This window comes from Saccharopolyspora sp. NPDC003752 (assembly GCF_053605825.1).
This window is the reverse complement of the sequence record NZ_JBSGJZ010000012.1, coordinates 29,468-46,429: the sequence shown is the minus strand read 5'-3', so window position 1 is coordinate 46,429 and position 16,962 is coordinate 29,468. Positions and strand designations below refer to the sequence as shown.

General features: G+C 67.4%; 18 protein-coding genes. 13 read left to right on the top strand and 5 right to left on the bottom strand.

Going from position 1 to position 16,962, the window contains the following annotated elements:
- Positions 1-11 precede the first annotated feature (11 nt).
- A complete protein-coding gene (locus ACWEV3_RS17680) occupies positions 12-761 on the bottom strand; it encodes an SDR family oxidoreductase (protein WP_452614889.1) in 750 nt (249 codons plus the stop codon).
- Positions 762-1,065: 304 nt separating this feature from the next.
- Here ACWEV3_RS17680 and ACWEV3_RS17675 point away from each other — a divergent pair, with 304 nt between their 5' ends.
- The 9 genes from ACWEV3_RS17675 (at position 1,066) to ACWEV3_RS17635 (ending at position 8,792) form a co-directional block, all read left to right on the top strand.
- Entirely contained in the window at positions 1,066-1,713 is a 648-nt protein-coding gene (locus ACWEV3_RS17675) for an isochorismatase family protein (RefSeq protein WP_452614888.1), read from the top strand.
- Positions 1,714-1,843: 130 nt separating this feature from the next.
- A complete protein-coding gene (locus ACWEV3_RS17670; RefSeq protein WP_452614887.1) occupies positions 1,844-2,932 on the top strand; it encodes a zinc-dependent alcohol dehydrogenase in 1,089 nt (362 codons plus the stop codon).
- On the top strand, positions 2,929-4,152 hold the full coding sequence (locus ACWEV3_RS17665) for an aromatic ring-hydroxylating oxygenase subunit alpha (protein WP_452614886.1): 1,224 nt from the start codon (positions 2,929-2,931) through the stop codon (positions 4,150-4,152). Before ACWEV3_RS17670 ends, ACWEV3_RS17665 begins: the two co-directional genes overlap by 4 nt.
- Positions 4,145-4,606, top strand: a complete 462-nt coding sequence (locus ACWEV3_RS17660; RefSeq protein ID WP_452614885.1) for an aromatic-ring-hydroxylating dioxygenase subunit beta — start codon at positions 4,145-4,147, stop codon at positions 4,604-4,606. Before ACWEV3_RS17665 ends, ACWEV3_RS17660 begins: the two co-directional genes overlap by 8 nt.
- A 142-nt stretch (positions 4,607-4,748) precedes the next feature.
- Complete coding sequence (locus tag ACWEV3_RS17655; protein ID WP_452614884.1) at positions 4,749-5,615, top strand: DUF3891 family protein; 867 nt, start codon at positions 4,749-4,751, stop codon at positions 5,613-5,615.
- On the top strand, positions 5,594-5,890 hold the full coding sequence (locus ACWEV3_RS17650) for a hypothetical protein (protein ID WP_452614883.1): 297 nt from the start codon (positions 5,594-5,596) through the stop codon (positions 5,888-5,890). The genes ACWEV3_RS17655 and ACWEV3_RS17650 overlap by 22 nt, the downstream gene beginning before the upstream one ends.
- A 10-nt stretch (positions 5,891-5,900) precedes the next feature.
- Entirely contained in the window at positions 5,901-6,086 is a 186-nt protein-coding gene (rd, locus tag ACWEV3_RS17645) for a rubredoxin (RefSeq protein ID WP_358504421.1), read from the top strand.
- A 1-nt stretch (position 6,087) separates the two neighbouring features.
- Complete coding sequence (locus tag ACWEV3_RS17640; RefSeq protein WP_452614882.1) at positions 6,088-7,284, top strand: NAD(P)/FAD-dependent oxidoreductase; 1,197 nt, start codon at positions 6,088-6,090, stop codon at positions 7,282-7,284.
- A 131-nt stretch (positions 7,285-7,415) separates the two neighbouring features.
- Positions 7,416-8,792, top strand: coding sequence for an MFS transporter (locus ACWEV3_RS17635; RefSeq protein WP_452614881.1), 1,377 nt, complete (start codon positions 7,416-7,418; stop codon positions 8,790-8,792).
- 52 nt (positions 8,793-8,844) lie between these two features.
- On the opposite strand, the gene ACWEV3_RS17630 is transcribed toward ACWEV3_RS17635, so the two are convergent.
- From ACWEV3_RS17630 to ACWEV3_RS17615, 4 genes are all read right to left on the bottom strand, one after another.
- Positions 8,845-9,861 (bottom strand): D-cysteine desulfhydrase, encoded by a 1,017-nt coding sequence (locus ACWEV3_RS17630; RefSeq protein WP_452614880.1) that lies wholly within the window; start codon positions 9,859-9,861, stop codon positions 8,845-8,847.
- A 212-nt stretch (positions 9,862-10,073) separates the two neighbouring features.
- Positions 10,074-10,844 (bottom strand): amino acid ABC transporter ATP-binding protein, encoded by a 771-nt coding sequence (locus ACWEV3_RS17625; protein ID WP_452614879.1) that lies wholly within the window; start codon positions 10,842-10,844, stop codon positions 10,074-10,076.
- A gap of 74 nt (positions 10,845-10,918) precedes the next feature.
- The gene (locus ACWEV3_RS17620; protein WP_452614878.1) at positions 10,919-11,773 is read right to left on the bottom strand and encodes an amino acid ABC transporter permease; all 855 of its coding nucleotides are present in this window, start codon (positions 11,771-11,773) and stop codon (positions 10,919-10,921) included.
- Entirely contained in the window at positions 11,770-12,573 is an 804-nt protein-coding gene (locus ACWEV3_RS17615; RefSeq protein ID WP_452614877.1) for an ABC transporter substrate-binding protein, read from the bottom strand. The genes ACWEV3_RS17620 and ACWEV3_RS17615 overlap by 4 nt, the downstream gene beginning before the upstream one ends.
- Before the next feature lie 218 nt (positions 12,574-12,791).
- Here ACWEV3_RS17615 and ACWEV3_RS17610 point away from each other — a divergent pair, with 218 nt between their 5' ends.
- From ACWEV3_RS17610 to ACWEV3_RS17595, 4 genes are all read left to right on the top strand, one after another.
- Positions 12,792-13,703, top strand: coding sequence for a LysR family transcriptional regulator (locus tag ACWEV3_RS17610; RefSeq protein ID WP_452614876.1), 912 nt, complete (start codon positions 12,792-12,794; stop codon positions 13,701-13,703).
- A 107-nt stretch (positions 13,704-13,810) separates the two neighbouring features.
- Positions 13,811-14,956 carry a cystathionine gamma-synthase gene (locus ACWEV3_RS17605; protein ID WP_452614875.1) on the top strand — a complete coding sequence of 382 codons (1,146 nt, stop codon included), beginning with the start codon at positions 13,811-13,813 and terminating at the stop codon, positions 14,954-14,956.
- Positions 14,957-15,020: 64 nt separating this feature from the next.
- A complete protein-coding gene (locus ACWEV3_RS17600) occupies positions 15,021-15,575 on the top strand; it encodes a cysteine dioxygenase (RefSeq protein ID WP_452614874.1) in 555 nt (184 codons plus the stop codon).
- An 82-nt stretch (positions 15,576-15,657) separates the two neighbouring features.
- Positions 15,658-16,911, top strand: coding sequence for a pyridoxal phosphate-dependent aminotransferase (locus ACWEV3_RS17595; protein ID WP_452614873.1), 1,254 nt, complete (start codon positions 15,658-15,660; stop codon positions 16,909-16,911).
- Positions 16,912-16,962: the final 51 nt, after the last annotated feature.

Below are 16,962 nucleotides of genomic sequence, written 5' to 3'. Positions count from 1 at the left end.
GTTTCGGCGGCTCATCCGGCCAGCCACCCCCCGTCGACCGGGATGGAGGTCCCGGTGGTGTGCCGGGCGGACCCCGAGCACAGGTGGGCGACCAGGTCGGCGATCTCCTCCGGCGCGACGAGTTCCTTGATCGCGGCTCCACCGAGCATCACGTCGGTGAGGATCTGGTCGGGTGTCGTGCCGTGGATGTCGGCCTGCCGCTGCGCGAGTTCGTGCGTGAGCGGTGTTTCCACCCAGGCCGGGCTGATGCAGTTCGAGGTCACGCCGTTCTCGGCGCCTTCCAACGCGATCGTCTTGGACAGGCCCTCCACGGCGTGCTTCGCGGCGACGTAGGCGGCCTTGCGGCGGTCGCCGCGCACCCCCCGGATCGACGTGATGTGCACGAACCGGCCCCAGCGCCGCGCATACATCCCGGGCAGCGTCGCGCGTGCGATGCGGAATGGAGCCTCGACCATGACGTCGAGCAGCCGGGTGAACTCCTTGCGCGGGAACTCGTGGAGCAGCGCCAGGTGCTGGATCCCGGCGTTGTTCACCACGACGTCGACCTCGCAGCCGACCAGTGCCTCCTCAACGGCCGCTAGGTCGGCGAGGTCGACGATCACAGCCTGACCGCCGATGTCGATGGCGACCTCGCGCGCGGCTTCCGCGTTGTTGTCGAGGACGAGCACATGTGCGCCGTCCTGGGCGAGTCGGTGGGCGCAGCTGGCGCCGATCCCGCTCGCGGCCCCGGTCACCAAGGCCGTCCGGCCGGCGAGTGTCATCGCGTCCTCCTCGGAGCAGATGAAGAATTGTATGCAACTTCCCTTGGCTGGCCAAGCTGTGCGGAGATTCGGATCGAGCCCTCGCGGTCGACTGCCGGTCTGCCCATGGGGCCTTGATTGTCGGCTATGTCGACTTACTGGCGGGTAACTCGCCTTCTTCTGCTTGACATCCGAGCCGAAGCGCCGCACGATCGGAATATAGAATTCTATCTGCTGCCGCCGCAAGTGCTGGCTTCTGCTTGTTCCCCGTCTCGCACTGACGAGAAGTTGTATACGACTTACGTCTTCCATGGAAGGAGTGAACGTGTCGGCCAGCGCTGTCGAGCTCTACCGCGAACGCGGCATCGGAGCCGCCCAACGCCCGATCCGGCGACCCGCCCTGATCGTCGTCGACTTCACCCTCGGGTTCACCGATCGAAGCTGTGCTCTCGGTTGTGATGCAGACGAAGCGGTCGAGGAGACCGCGCGGCTGCTCGCGGCTGCCCGAGCGGTCGGGGTTCCCCGGGTGTTCACCAAGATCGAATACGACGAGGCGGCGGAGGCGATCGCCGAGCCCTTCCTGGAGAAGATCCCCGCGTTGCGGGAGTGCGCGGTCGGTAGCCGCTGGTCGCAGCTCGACGAGCGGGTGGCTCCGGAGGCCGGCGAGCCGGTCCTGCGGAAGCTGTTCGCTTCCGGGTTCTTCGGCACCGATCTGGCGGCATTCCTCGCCGGGCAGCGGTGCGATGGCGTGATCGTTACCGGTGCCACGACGTCGGGGTGCGTGCGCGCCACGGTCGTGGACGCGATGCAGCACGGCTACCGCGTGCTGGTGCCGCGCACGGCCGTAGTCGACCGGGCGGTCGAGCCCCACGAGGCGGCGTTGTTCGACATCCAGGCCAAGTACGGAGAAGTCACCGCCGCGGCTGCGGCGGAGGCGGTCATCCGCGGCGCTGATCAGGAGGTTCGGGCATGACACGTCAACTTCAGTCCTCCCCCACCGCACCCCAGGGGACCGTGATGCAAACCAACCACAAGAAACCGCGAAACGCGGGATTCGAGCCGGACGCAACCACCACTGCAAATCGCGGAGAGGCGGACGAGACATGACCACCAGCAGAGCGGTCGTACTGCACGGGAAGCGGCAGCTGACCATCGAAGAGCTGCCGCTGCCGCGGATCGGGGCCGATGACGGACTGCTGAAGGTGGAGGCTACCGGGGTCTGCGGCACCGACATGGCCGCCTACCACGGGGTCAATCCGCTGTACGAGCTGCCGTGCGTGCTCGGACATGAGCTCGTCGGGACGATCGTCGACATCGGACCGCAGGCCGCCGCGCGCTGGGGCGTCGAGGCAGGGGACAGGATCGTCGTCGAGGAGTACCTGCCCTGCGGCACCTGCCGGTCCTGTCTGGCCGGTTCGTACCAGATGTGCCGAGTGCCGCGCTACGGCGGCAAGTCCATCCACAGCGGATCCGGGCTGTACGGCGGTTACAGCGACTTTCTCCACCTGCACCCGCAGGCCATCGTGCACAAGGTCGCCGCCGACGTGCCGGCAGAGCTCGTGCAGCTGTACATCCCGATCTCCAACGGCCTGGACTGGGTCGCCGGCGTAGGCGGGCTGCGGCCGGGCGGCACCGTTGTGATCGTCGGGCCGGGGCCGCACGGGCTGGCGTGCGTGATCGGCGCCAAGGAGGCCGGTGCGGGAACGGTGATCGTGATCGGCCAGGAGGCCGACGCCACCAGACTCGAGGTGGCCAAGGCCCTCGGCGCCGACCACACGCTGACGACCGACGCCATCGAGCAGGTCACCGAGCTGACCGGGGGAGCGCTGGCCGACACCGTCATCAACGCGGCGGACTCGGCCGCCGCGCTTGACACCGCGATGGCCGTGGCCGGGAACCGGGCGACCGTGGTGCAGGTCGGGCTGGCCAAGGGCGGCGGCGGATCGGCGGAAACCGTGGTGGACGCCATGATCCGGAAGGTGCTCACGCTGCGCGCCGTGCGAGGCCGTCCGAGCAGCCTCGTCCCGCCGGCCCTGCGGCTCATCGAGTCGGGCCGTTACCCGCTGGAGCGGATGTGCACCGGCCGGTTCCCGATCGAACGCACCGAGGAAGCACTGGCCGGCCTCGCCGACCCGACGGCGATCCGGTCTTGCGTCATCCCAGATCTGTCCGAGTACGGGAGGAACGAATGACAACAGCGGAACGGGCCGAGGAGCCGCTCATCACCGACGACTGGCGGGTGAGCAGCCGGATCTATCGTGACCCGACGATCTTCGCCCGCGAGCTCAGCCGGGTCTTCGGCCGGGCTTGGGTGTTCGTGGCGCACGAGAGCGAGATTCCCACCGGCGGCGACTACAAGACCGCCTACATCGGGCGGCAGCCGTTGATCGTGAACCGTTCGGCTGACGATGGCGCGATCAACGTGATGTTCAACCGCTGTCGCCATCGCGGTTCGGCGGTGTGCCAGCGCGAGTTCGGGAACGCCAACTTCTTCCGGTGCGCTTACCACGGCTGGACCTACAACTCTGCCGGCGAGTTGGTCGGCGTGCCCTTCGACGACGGCTACGGGCCGGGCTTCGACAAGGCCGCGATGGGGCTGGTGCACGTCCCGCGTGCCGAGTCCTACCGCGGATTCGTCTTCGCCAGCCTGGATCCGGGCATCGAGCCGCTCGCCGACTACCTCGGCAACGCGCGCCGCTACCTGGACTTCATCGCCGACATCGGTGTCTCCGGTCCGGAACTGGTCTCGCACGCGCACAAGCTCGTCTACCGCGGGAACTGGAAGCTGCAGATCGAGAACACCATCGACCCGTACCACTTCTCCTTCACGCACAAGAGCTGGCTGGACATCCTCAAGGACCGCACTGGACAGAGCAGCCCGTGGGTGAAGAACGTCCGCACCAACCCCGACTGGCGCGGTATCGACCTGGGCGGCGGGCACGCCGTGCACGAGTACGGTCGCTTGGAACAGGCTGGTGAGAACGCGCACGCGATCGGCATCGGCGAGCTGATCCCGTTCAACCTCAACATCTTCCCCAGCCTGGCGTTCGTCGGTGCGCACCTGCGGCTGGTGGTGCCGCGCTCGGTCGACGAGACCTGGGTGTACCTCTACCCGCTGCTGCCCAAGGACGCCGATGAACACGCCCGCGACCGGATCCTGCGAGACCACGAAATCTTCTACGGGCCGGCCGGATTCGGCTCGACTGACGACATCGAGGTCGGCTTCGACCGGGTGATGCGGGGCATCGAAGGCTCGGCCAGCCCGGCCGACTGGACGCTGATGAGCCGCGGCCTGGACCGCGAGGTGGTCGACGAAGCGGCCGGGATCCGCATCGGCCGCTCGTCGGACGAGGTCCCGCAGCGCGCTTACTTGCGGCGATGGCTCGGATTGATGGAGGACGGCGATGAGTGAGATCGAAGGCTTCCTCCACGCGGAGGCGGCGTTGCTGGACGCCCGCGACTTCCCCGGCTGGCTGAAGCTGTTCGCCCCGGACGGGATCTACTGGATCCCGGCCATCGCCGACGACATCGACCCGCGCCGCGAAGTGTCCATCGTCTACGACAACATGCAGCACCTCGCTGAGCGCGTCTGGCGGCTGGACAGCGGCCTGGCCTACGCGCAGGAACCCACATCCCGCACTGCGCACCTCGTTGGCAACATCCGCATCATCGCCGACGATGGCGATGAGCTCGACGTGGCATCGTCCTTCCTGGTCGCCGAGTACCGCGCCGGGGTGCAGCACGTTCATGCGGGGCAGTACCGCCACCGGCTGCGCCGGGCGGGCGGGGAACTGCAGATCGTCCGGAAGAAGGTCGAGCTGATCAACAACGACGGACAGCTCGGCAACCTCAGCTTGCTGCTTTAGCAGCGAGTTCGCCCACCCCACGCACGGCTCGTACTGCCGTGCCTTCTCGGAGCGGCAGTACGAGCATGCTGCTCCGGCGGTTGCGCTGCGCGCCCTCCGCGCCGCGCGTGTGTATCGGCACCCCTAGAAAGGAAACGACACGATGCTCATCAGTCGACGAAACGGGAACCTGGTGCTGGTCGACCAGAACGAACACGGTCGGCTGGCTGGAGACCTGACCCTCCGTTGGGGCAACGCCGACTTCGAGGCACCGACCCGCCGCGAGCAGGTCAGCATCGGCACCGCCCGACACGATGACGGCTGGCGGGAAGCCGACGCCGAGCCGCTGTTCAACGCCGCAGCCCAGCGCCCCCTGCACTTCCTGGAGATCCCGCTGGAGGACCACCTGCCGCTCTACCAGCGGGGCGTCGACCGGATCTACGACGAGGACGCCTACGCCGGGCTGCTGGTCAGCATGCACTGGACCGGGCTGTACCGGAACCGCTGGGGCATGCAGGACGGCGGCGTGGGCATCAAACCGACCGCCACACCGCTGGACGAGATCCGCGAGAAGCACGTCGCCGAGGAGGAACGACGCTGGGCGGAGACCAAGAAGGAGCTCACCGCGGACGGCATCCGCAGCGACTTCGAAGCCCGCCTGTGGTACCACTACGACCTGCTGCAGGTGTGGGACCTGTTCTCGCTGTACGTCTCGCTGGCCGACATCGCGCCGGCCGACACCCCTGCCGTCCCGCTGGCCACCACGCTCAAGAGCATCGACCAACAGCCCGGACCGCGGACCATCCAGCTCGCTCCGACCCGGGTGGCGGGGAAGCGTGCGGATCTGGTGCTGACCCCGGTCAAGCCTGGTGTGGTCACCGTCGACCCGTTCCCGTTCGACGCCGAGATCACCGTGTCGCTGGCGGCTCGGTCGATCGCCGACCGCGCCTACACCAGCCAGGACGACGTCGACGAAGCGCTGGCGGCCGCCGAGAAGGTGACGTTGGAATGCCGGTTCACGAAGGCCTGACCAGCAGCGAGGGGATGCCGCTGGAGGACATCCTCGCCGCGCTCGAACCCGACCCCGACCGGCTCGTCGTCCGCAACGAATTCGCGATCGTCGGAATCAGCGTGCGCCAGCAGGACTCCGGTCGGCCACGGCTGCGCATCGAGGACCTGCGCACCCGTCAAACCGTCGAGCTCGACGCACTCGAACTCGAATCGCTGGCCTGGGCCAGGCACCACGACCTGCGCCCACTGCTGGACCCCAGCCGGACCCGGTGGGCCGGCGGGCAAGACGACTAGGGAGGAAGACATGTCCACGGCAGCCGTGGCGCAGAAGTGGATCTGCGTGTCGTGCGGGGACATCTACGACCCCGCAGAAGGGGATCCCGAGGGCGGCATCCCGCCGGGCACCGCGTTCGAAGACATCCCCGACGACTGGGTGTGCCCGGTCTGCGGGGCCCGCAAGAGCGACTTCGAACCCTACGACGGAGACTGACATGACCGAGTCCGATGTAGACGTTCTGCTCGTCGGCGGTGGAGTGGCCTCTGCCGCCGCGGCGGCAGAACTGCGCAAGCAGGGCTTCGACGGCTCGATCACCCTGGTGACGCGCGAGCTCCTAGGCCCGTACCACCGGCCGCCGATCACCAAGGCGCTGCTCGGGCCGGATGCCGACGCCCACGACATCGCCGTGCACCCCGCAAGCTGGTGGGAGGACAACCACGTCGGGCTTCTGACACGCTCCGCAGTGGTGTCACTGGATACCGCAGGACGGACCGCGACCCTGGCGAACAAGTCCGTGCTGCACTACCAGCGTGCCCTGCTCGCCACCGGCGCGATGGTGCGACGGCTCAACGTTGACGGGGCCGCGCTGGACGGGATCCACTACCTTCGGGCACCGGGCAACGCGCAAAAACTGCGCTCCCACGCCGCGCAGGCCAAGCGAGCCGTGCTGGTCGGAGGATCGTTCATCGCCACCGAGGTCGCCGCGTCGCTGACCGCGTTCGGGGTGCACTGCACGATGGTGATGCCAGAACGGGCACCGCTGGAGACCGCCTTCGGCGCCACCGTGGCCGACCACGTCAGCGGCCTGCTGCGCAGCCGCGGGGTCGAGCTGGTCGGTGGCGAGCAGGTCGCTGCCTTCTCCGGCGAAGGCCGGGTAGATGGCGTGCGAACTGTTTCCGGTCGGCACATCCCGGCAGATCTGGTCGTTGTGGGGATCGGCGCCGTGCCGGACACCAAGCTGGCGAAAGCCGCGGGATTGACGATCGGCCCCACCGGCGGAATCGCCTGCGACGCAACGCTTCGGACCAGCGCCGAGCACGTCTACGCCGCAGGCGACGCGTGCGAGTACGACAGCACGGTGCACCGGCGCCGGCTACGCCTCGAACACGAAGAGCACGCCATCGCACAGGGGATCACCGCCGCTCGCAACATGCTCGGAGCCGCCGTCGAACACCGTGAGATCCCGTACTTCTGGACCGACCTGGCTGACCTGGCGCGGCTGGAGTACGTCGGCCCAGCCGACGAGTGGGACTCCGAACGAGTCGCAGGATCGGTCGGCAGCGGGGACTTCACGGTCTGGTACCTGCAGGACGATCGGGTGGTGGCGGCGCTGACCTCGGGCCGCGAACAAGATCTGGACCTGGCTCGTCAGCTGATCGCGACCGGCCTGCCGGACGTGGCGGGAGAGTAGCCGGTCTGAGCAACGACACCGACGGCGGGCGGGCCTCGGACGATCCCGGGGCCCGCCCGCACGAGGGGAATCACCACAACTAACAAGACCACCTTCCGAATCACGGTGCCTTCCCGAGAGGAGCGCCCACAATGGATCACGCCTCAACACCCGTGCGCACGGAGAGACCACCGGGCGGCAAGCCGGCTCCGATGCCGGTGCCCGCCAAGCGCGCGGCCCGCGCTGCGTTCTTCGGTTTCGCGGTCGACTACTTCGACATCTACCTGCCCGTGGTGGCGCTGGCCCCGGCGATCCACTACTTCCAGCCGGAGGACATCTCAGCCACGCTGGAAATCACCCTGTTCTACCTGACCTTCGCCGTGACGCTCATCGGCCGCCCGATCGGCTCGATCCTCTTCGGCCACCTCAGCGACAAGATCGGCCGACGCCGATCCACCCTGATCGCCGTAGCCGGATTCACCGTCGCTACCTTTCTGATGGCACTGCTACCCGGATACCGGGCTTGGGGCTACGGCGCGCTGTTCTCCCTCATGTTCCTGAGGCTCGTCGGCGGCATATTCATGGGCGGCGAATACACCAGCGCCAACCCGCTGGCCATGGAAGCTTGCCCCAAGCCCCGGCGCGGGCTGGTCGGGGCGTTCATCGCATCCGCCTACCCGGTGGGCTACATCGCGATCTCGGTGGTCACCCTACCGCTGCTGGCATTGCTCCCACATGACGACCTCAACTCCCCCTACGTCCAGTGGGGGTGGCGAATCCCGTTCCTCATCGGCGGCGCCCTGGGCGTCCTCTTCTTCATCTACTTCTACCGCTCCATCGAGGAATCCGAGGTGTGGAAGGCGGAGGCGAAGTCCGCGGGTGCGCAGGTGTCGAAGCCTCCGCTGCGGCAATTGTTCGCAGGCGACAACGCGCGGCGGCTCGTCCAGGCGCTGTTGTTGATGAGCGGACTGTGGTTCGCCGTCCAGTCGATCATCACTCCGGTCACGGGACTGCTGATCTCGCAGCTCAAGCAGGACGCCAACGCAGTGACCCTCGCGCTGTTGCTCGCCAACGTCGCGCTGTTCGCCGGCTATCTGGTGTACGGGCATCTCGGACAGCGCTTCGGCAGGCGCCGCGTGCTGATGCTGACCGGGGCCGGCACCGCAACCGTCGCGGCCATCACGTTCTTCACGATGGTGAGCCTGCTCCAGGGCGGGGGGAACTTCACGCTCGCGATGGTGATCTACACGCTTGGCCTGGTTGTTGCGGTCGGGCCGTACGGGGTGGCGACCGTCTATCTCCTGGAAGCGTTCCCGACGAACGTGCGCGCCTCCGGCTATGGATTCGCCTACAGCGTGTCGCTCATCATCCCGTCGTTCTACAGCGTTTACATGGTAGGGCTGTCCACGGTGCTGCCCTACGCCTACACGCCGGTGGTGCTGATCGTACTCAGCGGCGTGCTGACCTGGATCGGCGCGAAGCTCGGCCCGGAAACCAAGGACGTCGAGTTCGCTCCGGCACGAACCTGACTGAACGGCCGGGGTGGTCTCCGAACCATCCCGGCCGAAGGCCACGGGCCGATCAGGACGTCGACGGCGCGAACGTCGAGCGGTACGCGAAGAGGCCGACGCTGCCTCCAGTGTGGAGGAAGACAACGTTCTCCTCCGGTGTGAATCGCCCCTCCGCGATGTTGCCGAGCAACCCCGCGAATGCCTTTCCGGAGTACACCGGGTCCAGCAGGATGCCCTCGGTGGTGGCCAGCAACCGGACCGCCTCCACCATCCCATCCGTCGGCACTCCGTAGCCGCCGCCCACCCACCGATCGTCGACCAGCACGGCGTCTTCGGGGAGATGGATGTCCGCACCGCACTTCGCGGCAGTGTCCTGCGCGAGCTGATGCACCAGGGAGCGCTGCAGATCTTCATTCCGTGAAACGCAGACACCCAGCACCTTGGCGTCGTGGCGGAGCAGTCTGAGGCCGGCGACCAATCCTGCCTGGGTGCCGGCGCTGCCCGTGGCGTGCACAACCCAGTCGATCGGGATCTGGGCCGCGTCGAGCTCCTCGGCGCAGGCGACGTAGCCAAGCGCCCCGGTCGGGTTGGACCCGCCGACAGGAATGACGAACGGGCGCCGACCCTCGCCCCGCAATCGCTCCGCCAGTTCTTCCATCGCAGCCTGCATATCAGTGCCGGCCGGAAGACGGTCCACGATCTGGGCCCCGAGGATTTCGTCGAGCAGCACGTTGCCTGATCGCTCGTAATCCTCGTCACTTTCCTGCCGGCACTCCAGCAACAGGCTGCAGCGCATTCCCGCCAGGACCGCCGCGGCCGCGGTCTGCCGCGCGTGGTTCGACTGGAGGGCGCCCTGGGTGATAAGCGTGTCGGCGCCCTGTTGAAGCGCCTCGCCCACCAGGAATTCCAACTTCCGCGTTTTGTTACCGCCGGTGGCCAGCCCCGTGCAGTCGTCCCGCTTGATCCACAGCGACGGAACGCTGCGATACGTGTCGCGCAGCCGGTCGGTCAGCCGTGTCAATGGCTCCAGCGGCGTCGGGAAGTGCCCCAACGGATACCGCGGATAACGCGCCAGCGCAACCATCATACCCTTCCCCCGATCAGCATTATTGAGCTTTTTTCACCTTGGCTGGTGGCCCTGGATACCTGCTGAAAGCCACCCTTGACACTACGCCGACGATGTCCGGCGCAGGCACCGCTGCGCGGCCGGTGATCCCAACGCCGGACACCTTGCGATCGTGCGTACCGATCAAGATATGTCTCGGTGTGCAAAAAACCTTGGACGACCGGCATTCAATCCTAGGCAGTGCTTTCCGTCGCGGTGTTCATCTTCTCCGCCTGGATAACCCTGGACAAGAACGACCGAGTCCGTTCGTGCCGAGGACTGCCCAGAACCTCGTGCGGTGGGCCCTCCTCGACGACGACGCCGCCGTCCATGAAGACGACGCGGTCAGCGACGTCGCGTGCGAAGCCCATCTCGTGCGTCACGACCATCATCGTCATCCCGTCGTCGGCGAGGCCGCGCATCACCCGCAGCACCTCGCCGACGAGTTCGGGGTCGAGTGCGCTGGTCGGTTCGTCGAACAACATCAGCTCTGGCCCCATGGCGAGCGCCCTCGCGATGGCGACTCGCTGCTGCTGGCCGCCGGACAGTTGTGCGGGATGGCTGAGTTCCTTTTCCGCCAGGCCGACCCGGGCCAGGTTCTCCCGAGCGATGCGAACCGATTCGGCCTCCCCGCGCTTGAGCACCTTGCGCTGGGCGATGGTCAGGTTCTTCAGCACGTTCAGGTGCGGGAAGAGGTTGAACTGCTGGTACACCATGCCGATCCGGCGGCGAACCCGGTCGATGTCCACGTCGGGATCGGTGATGTCGACGCCGCCGACGAGAACCCGCCCGCTGCTCGGCCGCTCCAGCAGGTTGGCACAGCGCAGCAGCGTGGACTTGCCTGAACCGGAGGGCCCGATGACGCACACCACCTCCCCAGGCGTGATGCTGAAGTCAATGCCGCGCAACACGTCCAGGGAACCGAAGGATTTGTGCAGACGCTGAATCTCGATCGCGGCGGTCATGTCGGCGTCCCTGCCTCTTCCGATGCTGGTTGTCCGGGTCGGTCCTGCTGGCTTGGTCACGGAGGACATCGGCGTCACCTGGCCGTCGCGTGCCGGGCTTCGAGGCGGCGCACCACGTAGCCGAGCGGGATGGTGATCAGCAGGTAGCACAGGCCTGCTACGAAGATCGGTGTCGTGTTCGCCTGCTGGCTGGCCAGGTCGCGCCCGAACTTGGTGAGTTCCCGCTGTCCTAGCGTGACGCCGAGGAAGAGCACGAGTGAGGAGTCCTTGAACAGCAGGACGAGTTCGTTCGTCAGTGGCGGCACGATGATCCGGAATGCCTGGGGCAGCACGATCGTGCGCATCGCCATACCGTGCGACATGCCCAGGGTGCGGGAGGCTTCCAGCTGTCCGGGTGGGACGGCTTGGATGCCGGCCCGGATGGTTTCAGCCATGTATGCGGCGGAGACCAGTCCGAGGGCGCAGGCGACCTGACCGTATGCGCCACCGGGGAAGGTGAGTCCGGGGAAGGCCAGGGGTACGCCGACCCCGACGAAGATGAAGATGAGCAGGGCGGGCAGTCCGCGGAACAGTTCGATGTAGGCCATTGCGACCCATCGGTACGGTCCGACCGAGGACAGCCGCATCAATGCGATCAGTAGACCCAGCACGAGGCCTACGGCGAATCCGGCGACCGTGTAGGTGATCGTGTTGAGCAGGGCCACCGTGATCAGGTCCGGGAAGAGTTGCAGCGCTACGGACGGTTCCAGGAACTGCTGACCAAGCCGTTGCCAGTCCGCGAGGACACCGACGAGGACCAGGGCCACGACGAATACCGCGTACTGCGCGTTGCGGACCAGCAGCCGCCTGCGGCGTGGTGACCGCCAGCGATGCGCGCCAGGCAGAGGTTGCGGTGACTCGGGGGCCACTTCCGGGGCCTGGGTACTCATGGTCCCTCCACTCCGGCCGGCATCGGCCCGATCCACTGCTCGTAGAACTTCTTGTAGGTCCCGTCCTGCTTCGCCTGCTGGATCGCCTTGTTGATCATCTGCAGCAGTTGCGGGTTTCCGTCCTTCTGCACGGCGAAGCCGTAGCGTTCGCCGGTTTCCAGGTTGGCCGCGAGCTGGAACTTCTCGGCGTTCGCCGGGTCCTTGAGCCAGTTCTGCACTACCGGGTAGTCCTGGATCACCGCGTCGACCTGGCCGGTGCGCAGGCCGTTCAGCTCTGCGTCGGAGCTTTCGAAGGACTGCGAGTCCACATCGTGGCCGTGTGCGTATTCCTCGCCGGTGGTCGAGGACTGCGAACCCAGCTTGAGGTGGTGGGCCTTGATGTCGTCGATCGAGGTTGCCGCGACGCCCTTGCGGACCAGTAGCGCCTGCGTGGCGTTGAAGTAGGGATCCGAGAAGTCCAGGTTCTTCTTGCGCGCGTCGATGATCGTCATGCCCGCCGCCGCGATGTCGCACACCCCTGCGTTGAGGTCGGCGCCGGTCTTGATGGTCTCGAAGGGCTTGTCGACGATGACCTGCTGGACGCCGAGCTGCCCGGCGACGAGATCGATCATCGCCACGTCGAACCCGACGACCTTGTTGTCCTCTTCGAACTGGAACGGCGGGTAGGGCAGATGGGTGCACGTGGTGAGCTGGCCCGCCTTGACCAGCTTGACGCCGTTGGCGGTGGTGATACCAGCATTACCGGATGCGCATGCGGGCACTAGCAGGGTGAGCGCGGTGACGAGCGTGGCCAGGGCCATGCGAGAGGTCGGTCTACGAGATGGATTCATCAAGTCGCCTCGTGTTCTCAGGGAGCGCGAACCGCTCCTGACCGGTATACGGCGAAAGAGATGCGGCGGCGGGAGGGATCGGCGCCGCCTATCGGTACGAGTGGGTTGCGCAACGATCGCCCAGGATCCCGATCGAAGTCCAGACATGACTTATTTACACCTCCCAAAGAAATGCTTATAGTTCGGAGATGTTCGACTCGAGGCATGTATGGGTGTTCGACGAGGTCGTGCGCACCGGCTCCTTCGCCGCGGCGGCAAGGAATCTCGGTTACACGCAGCCGGCGATCAGTCAGCAGATGAAGGGACTTGAGCGCTCGGTGGGCACACCGCTGTTCGTGCGGGCGGGCCGAGGGCTTCGGCTCACCGAGGCCGGCGAGGTCCTCGCGCGCCACGCCGAAGGCATCCTCGAATCGATCTCCTCCGCGCAGAACCAGATGACCGCGATCACCCGCTTGAAGGCCGGCCGCATCCGGATCTGTGCGTTCCCCAGCGCGAGTGCGACGCTGATCCCGCCGACCGTGGCGTCGATCAAGGCTCGGCATCCTGGAATCCGGATCGAGCTGCTGGAGGGCGAGCCACCGGCGTCGGTCGACGCCTTGCGGCGCGGCGACTGCGACATCGCCCTGGCGTTCACCTACGAGGCCGCGAGCGAGCAACCCGACCCGGACGAGCTGTTCACGCTCGAACTGCTCGACGACCCGCTGATCGTCCTGCTGCCGCGGAGCCATCCGCTGGCCCGGCGGCGATCGGTCGAGCTGGCCCAGCTCGCCGAGGAACGCTGGATCGCCGGTTGCGTGCGCTGCCGGAGCCACTTCGTCCAGTCCTGCGCGGCGGCCGGTTTCGAACCGGATATCGACTTCACCACCGACGACAACCTCGCCGTGCAGAGTCTGGTGGCCGCCGGGTTGGGCATCGCCGTGATGCCGAGCATGGTGCAGTCGTTCATCCGTCACCCGAAGATCGTCAGCCGGCCGGTGATCCCTGCGGACTCCCGGACCGTTGCGGCGTACACGCTGGCTGGTCACCAGAATGTCCCGGTCACCAGGCTGATGCTGGAGGCGTTGCAGCAAGCCGCCGATGGGATGCGCGGGGATGGGTGAACGCTTGGACACGGCTCGTGTCGTTCGCCATCCATAAGCGATAGCCGCTACGACGGCAAGAATCTCGAAGTAGACCGCATGGGTCGTCGCCCGGCAGGCTCATGCCCATGACACAGCTGCACGGGTTCGAAACCCTCGCGATCCACGCCGGACAGGAACCGGACTCGGGCACCGGCGCGGTGGTTCCGCCGATCTACCAGACCTCGACCTACAAGCAGGACGGTGTGGGGGCGCTGCGCGGCGGTTACGAATACAGCCGGGCGGCCAACCCGACGCGTTCCGCGCTTGAGGAATGCCTTGCGGCGCTGGAAAACGGTACGCATGCCAGCGCATTCGCCAGTGGGCTGGCGGCCGAGGACGCCGTGGTCCGTGCGGTGTGCGCGCCGGGAGACCACGTGATCATCCCGGACGACGCCTACGGCGGATCGCTCCGCCTGTTCACCCGGGTGCTCGCCCGCTGGGGCCTGACCACGACCCCGGCCCCGCTGGCCGATCTCGCCGCCGTCCGCGCGGCTATCCGCCCGGAAACCCGGCTGATCTGGTGCGAGACACCGACAAACCCACTGCTGGGCATCACCGACATCGCCGGCCTGGCGAGCATCGCCGCGGACGCGAACGCGCTCCTCGCCGTGGACAACACCTTCGCTTCGCCGTACCTGCAGCAGCCGCTCACCCTCGGCGCGGACATCGTCGTGCACTCCACCACCAAGTACATCGGAGGCCACTCCGACGTGGTGGGCGGCGCCGTGATCGTCCAGGACGCCGAGCTGGCCGAGCGCATCCACTTCCACCAGTTCGCCGCCGGGGCCATCGCCGGGCCCTTCGACTCGTGGCTGACCCTCCGTGGCGTGAAGACCCTGGGCGTGCGGATGGACCGCCACTGCGACAACGCCGAGCGGATCGCCGCGGCGCTCGACACGCACCCCGCCGTGCACGAGGTCCTCTATCCGGGCCTGCCCAGCCACGATGGCCACGACCTCGCCCGCAAACAGATGCGGCGGTTCGGCGGCATGATCTCCTTCCGGCTGGCCGGTGGCGAGCAGGCGGCACTCGCCGTCTGCAACAAGACGCGGATTTTCACCCTCGCCGAATCGCTGGGCGGTGTTGAGTCGCTGATCGAGCACCCGGCGCGGATGACGCATGCCTCCGCTGCAGGCACCCCGCTCGAGGTGCCCGGCGATCTCGTCCGGATTTCGGTGGGGATCGAGAACGTCGATGACCTGATCACCGACCTGCTCGACGGCCTCGACTGACGTTCCTCGTTCGCCTCGGCGCAGCCCCTCGTTACGTCCATCGCACCTGTTGATCGGAGTCCACATGAGCCCCGCCCCTATCGCGCACCGCACGCCGCTTCTCGCCGAACTCGTCTCCGCGGTGCGCGACGTCGTGTGTCTCGAACGGCCACCCGCCGAGTCGGCGCGACTCGTGGCCAGACAGCTCGAACCCTTCCTGTCACGACCGAATCTGCTACCGGCCGAGTACCGCGCGGGCGACCCGGAGCGGTACCGACAGCACATCGTGCACGCCGAGCCGGACGGCAGCTTCTCCGTCGTAGCACTGGTCTGGCAACCCGGACAGCAGACCCCCATCCACGATCACGTCGCCTGGTGCGTCACCGGCGTCTACGAGGGCGCGGAGACCGAGCGGCGATACGAACTGCGAGGGGAGGGCACCACCGCCCGTCTCGTCCCGGCCGCCGACGTCGTCAACGGACCCGGCACCGCATGCGGCTTCGCCCCGCCCGGCGATATCCACCTGGTGCGCAACGCCGAGGAGACGACGGTGATCTCGGTCCACGTTTACGGCGCCGACATCAGCAAGCTGGGCACGAGCGTGCGCCGGTTGTACGACCTTCCCGTGGCGGAGAGCTGATCCGACGCCCCGGCGAATCGGGCACCGCCGCCCGGTCGAACTCCACCACACCCGCATTTTCCCTTGGATTCCAGGAGAACCCGTGGTTTCGCGCTCAGCGACCCTCGCCCTCAACGACGCGATCAGCGCGCGTCGCGCGGCGGGCGAGGACATCATCCACCTCGGCTTCGGTGAAGCCGGTCTGCCCGTACTCCCCGAAGCAGCCGCCGCGCTGGCGAAGGGAGCCGGTGAGAACTCCTACACGCCCGTCGCCGGGACGGTCCGGGCTCGCGAATCCGTCGCCGGATACCTCTCGCGCGGGGGTCTGCCCACCGCCGCCGATCAGATCCTGCTCGCCCCGGGCAGCAAACCACTGCTGTATGCCGCACTGGCCGCGCTGCCCGGCGACGTCGTGTTGGCCGCCCCGTCATGGGTCACCTATGCGGCGCAGATCCGGCTGACCGGCAAACGCGCGATCCCAGTGCCGATCCCGGCCGCCGCTGGCGGTGTCCCCGATCCCGACCTGCTCGAGCCCGCGCTCACCACCGCCCGCGTCGGCGGCGCCGATCCGCGGATCATGATCCTCACCCTCCCGGACAACCCCACCGGAACCGTGGCGAGCGCCGAGCTGATCCGCCGCATCTGCGAGCTCGCCGACCGGCATGACCTGACCATCATCAGCGACGAGATCTACCGCGACCTCGCCTATGACCCCACCACGACGCACAGCCCGGCGACGCTGGTACCGGACCGGACAATCGTCACCGGCGGCCTGAGCAAGACCATGTCGCTCGGCGGCTGGCGCGTCGGTTACCTGCGCACCCCACCTGGACCGACCGGACAGCGCATCGCTGATCGGATCGCCGGAATCGGTAGCGAGCTGTGGTCCTGCCTCGCCGGTCCCATGCAGGCGGCGGCCGCCTACATCTATGACGCACCACCCGCTGTCACCGGGCACATCGCCGAAAGCCGACGGCTGCACGCGGCGGTGGCCCGCGCGATTCATGCGGTGTTCACGAAGGCGGGTGCCGCCTGCCGGGAGCCGCAGGCCGCCTTCTACCTGTATCCCGACCTCGAAGCCCTGCGCCCCGTGCTGGCGGCCCGCAGCATCGAGACGGGAGTCGCGCTCGCTGATCACCTCCTCGACGAACACGGCATCGGCGTGCTCGCCGGCGAACACTTCGGTGACGCACCGGAGAGCCTGCGCTTCCGGGTAGCGACGAGTCTCCTCTACGGGCGAACCACCGAGCAGCGCTGGACAGCACTGCACAGCGACGATCCGGTGTCGCTGCCGTGGATCTCAGGCGCCCTGGACCGGTTGGCAGGCGCCCTCAAAACGCTCGGCGCCCACCGCTGATCCGCCTCAGGTCTCAACGGCGAACACCGCACAATGACAGGAGAGCCAGAT

Excerpts from the sequence above, each read along its gene's own strand:
- ACWEV3_RS17630 (WP_452614880.1), bottom strand. The coding sequence starts at position 9,861 with ATGATGGTTGCGCTGGCGCGTTATCCGCGGTATCCGTTGGGGCACTTC.
- ACWEV3_RS17620 (WP_452614878.1), bottom strand. The coding sequence starts at position 11,773 with ATGAGTACCCAGGCCCCGGAAGTGGCCCCCGAGTCACCGCAACCTCTG.
- ACWEV3_RS17670 (WP_452614887.1), top strand. The coding sequence starts at position 1,844 with ATGACCACCAGCAGAGCGGTCGTACTGCACGGGAAGCGGCAGCTGACC.
- ACWEV3_RS17635 (WP_452614881.1), top strand. The coding sequence starts at position 7,416 with ATGGATCACGCCTCAACACCCGTGCGCACGGAGAGACCACCGGGCGGC.
- ACWEV3_RS17655 (WP_452614884.1), top strand. The coding sequence starts at position 4,749 with ATGCTCATCAGTCGACGAAACGGGAACCTGGTGCTGGTCGACCAGAAC.
- ACWEV3_RS17640 (WP_452614882.1), top strand. The coding sequence starts at position 6,088 with ATGACCGAGTCCGATGTAGACGTTCTGCTCGTCGGCGGTGGAGTGGCC.
- ACWEV3_RS17650 (WP_452614883.1), top strand. The coding sequence starts at position 5,594 with ATGCCGGTTCACGAAGGCCTGACCAGCAGCGAGGGGATGCCGCTGGAG.
- ACWEV3_RS17610 (WP_452614876.1), top strand. The coding sequence starts at position 12,792 with ATGTTCGACTCGAGGCATGTATGGGTGTTCGACGAGGTCGTGCGCACC.
- ACWEV3_RS17615 (WP_452614877.1), bottom strand. The coding sequence starts at position 12,573 with ATGGCCCTGGCCACGCTCGTCACCGCGCTCACCCTGCTAGTGCCCGCA.
- ACWEV3_RS17605 (WP_452614875.1), top strand. The coding sequence starts at position 13,811 with ATGACACAGCTGCACGGGTTCGAAACCCTCGCGATCCACGCCGGACAG.
- ACWEV3_RS17625 (WP_452614879.1), bottom strand. The coding sequence starts at position 10,844 with ATGACCGCCGCGATCGAGATTCAGCGTCTGCACAAATCCTTCGGTTCC.
- ACWEV3_RS17660 (WP_452614885.1), top strand. The coding sequence starts at position 4,145 with ATGAGTGAGATCGAAGGCTTCCTCCACGCGGAGGCGGCGTTGCTGGAC.
- rd (WP_358504421.1), top strand. The coding sequence starts at position 5,901 with ATGTCCACGGCAGCCGTGGCGCAGAAGTGGATCTGCGTGTCGTGCGGG.
- ACWEV3_RS17665 (WP_452614886.1), top strand. The coding sequence starts at position 2,929 with ATGACAACAGCGGAACGGGCCGAGGAGCCGCTCATCACCGACGACTGG.
- ACWEV3_RS17680 (WP_452614889.1), bottom strand. The coding sequence starts at position 761 with ATGACACTCGCCGGCCGGACGGCCTTGGTGACCGGGGCCGCGAGCGGG.
- ACWEV3_RS17600 (WP_452614874.1), top strand. The coding sequence starts at position 15,021 with ATGAGCCCCGCCCCTATCGCGCACCGCACGCCGCTTCTCGCCGAACTC.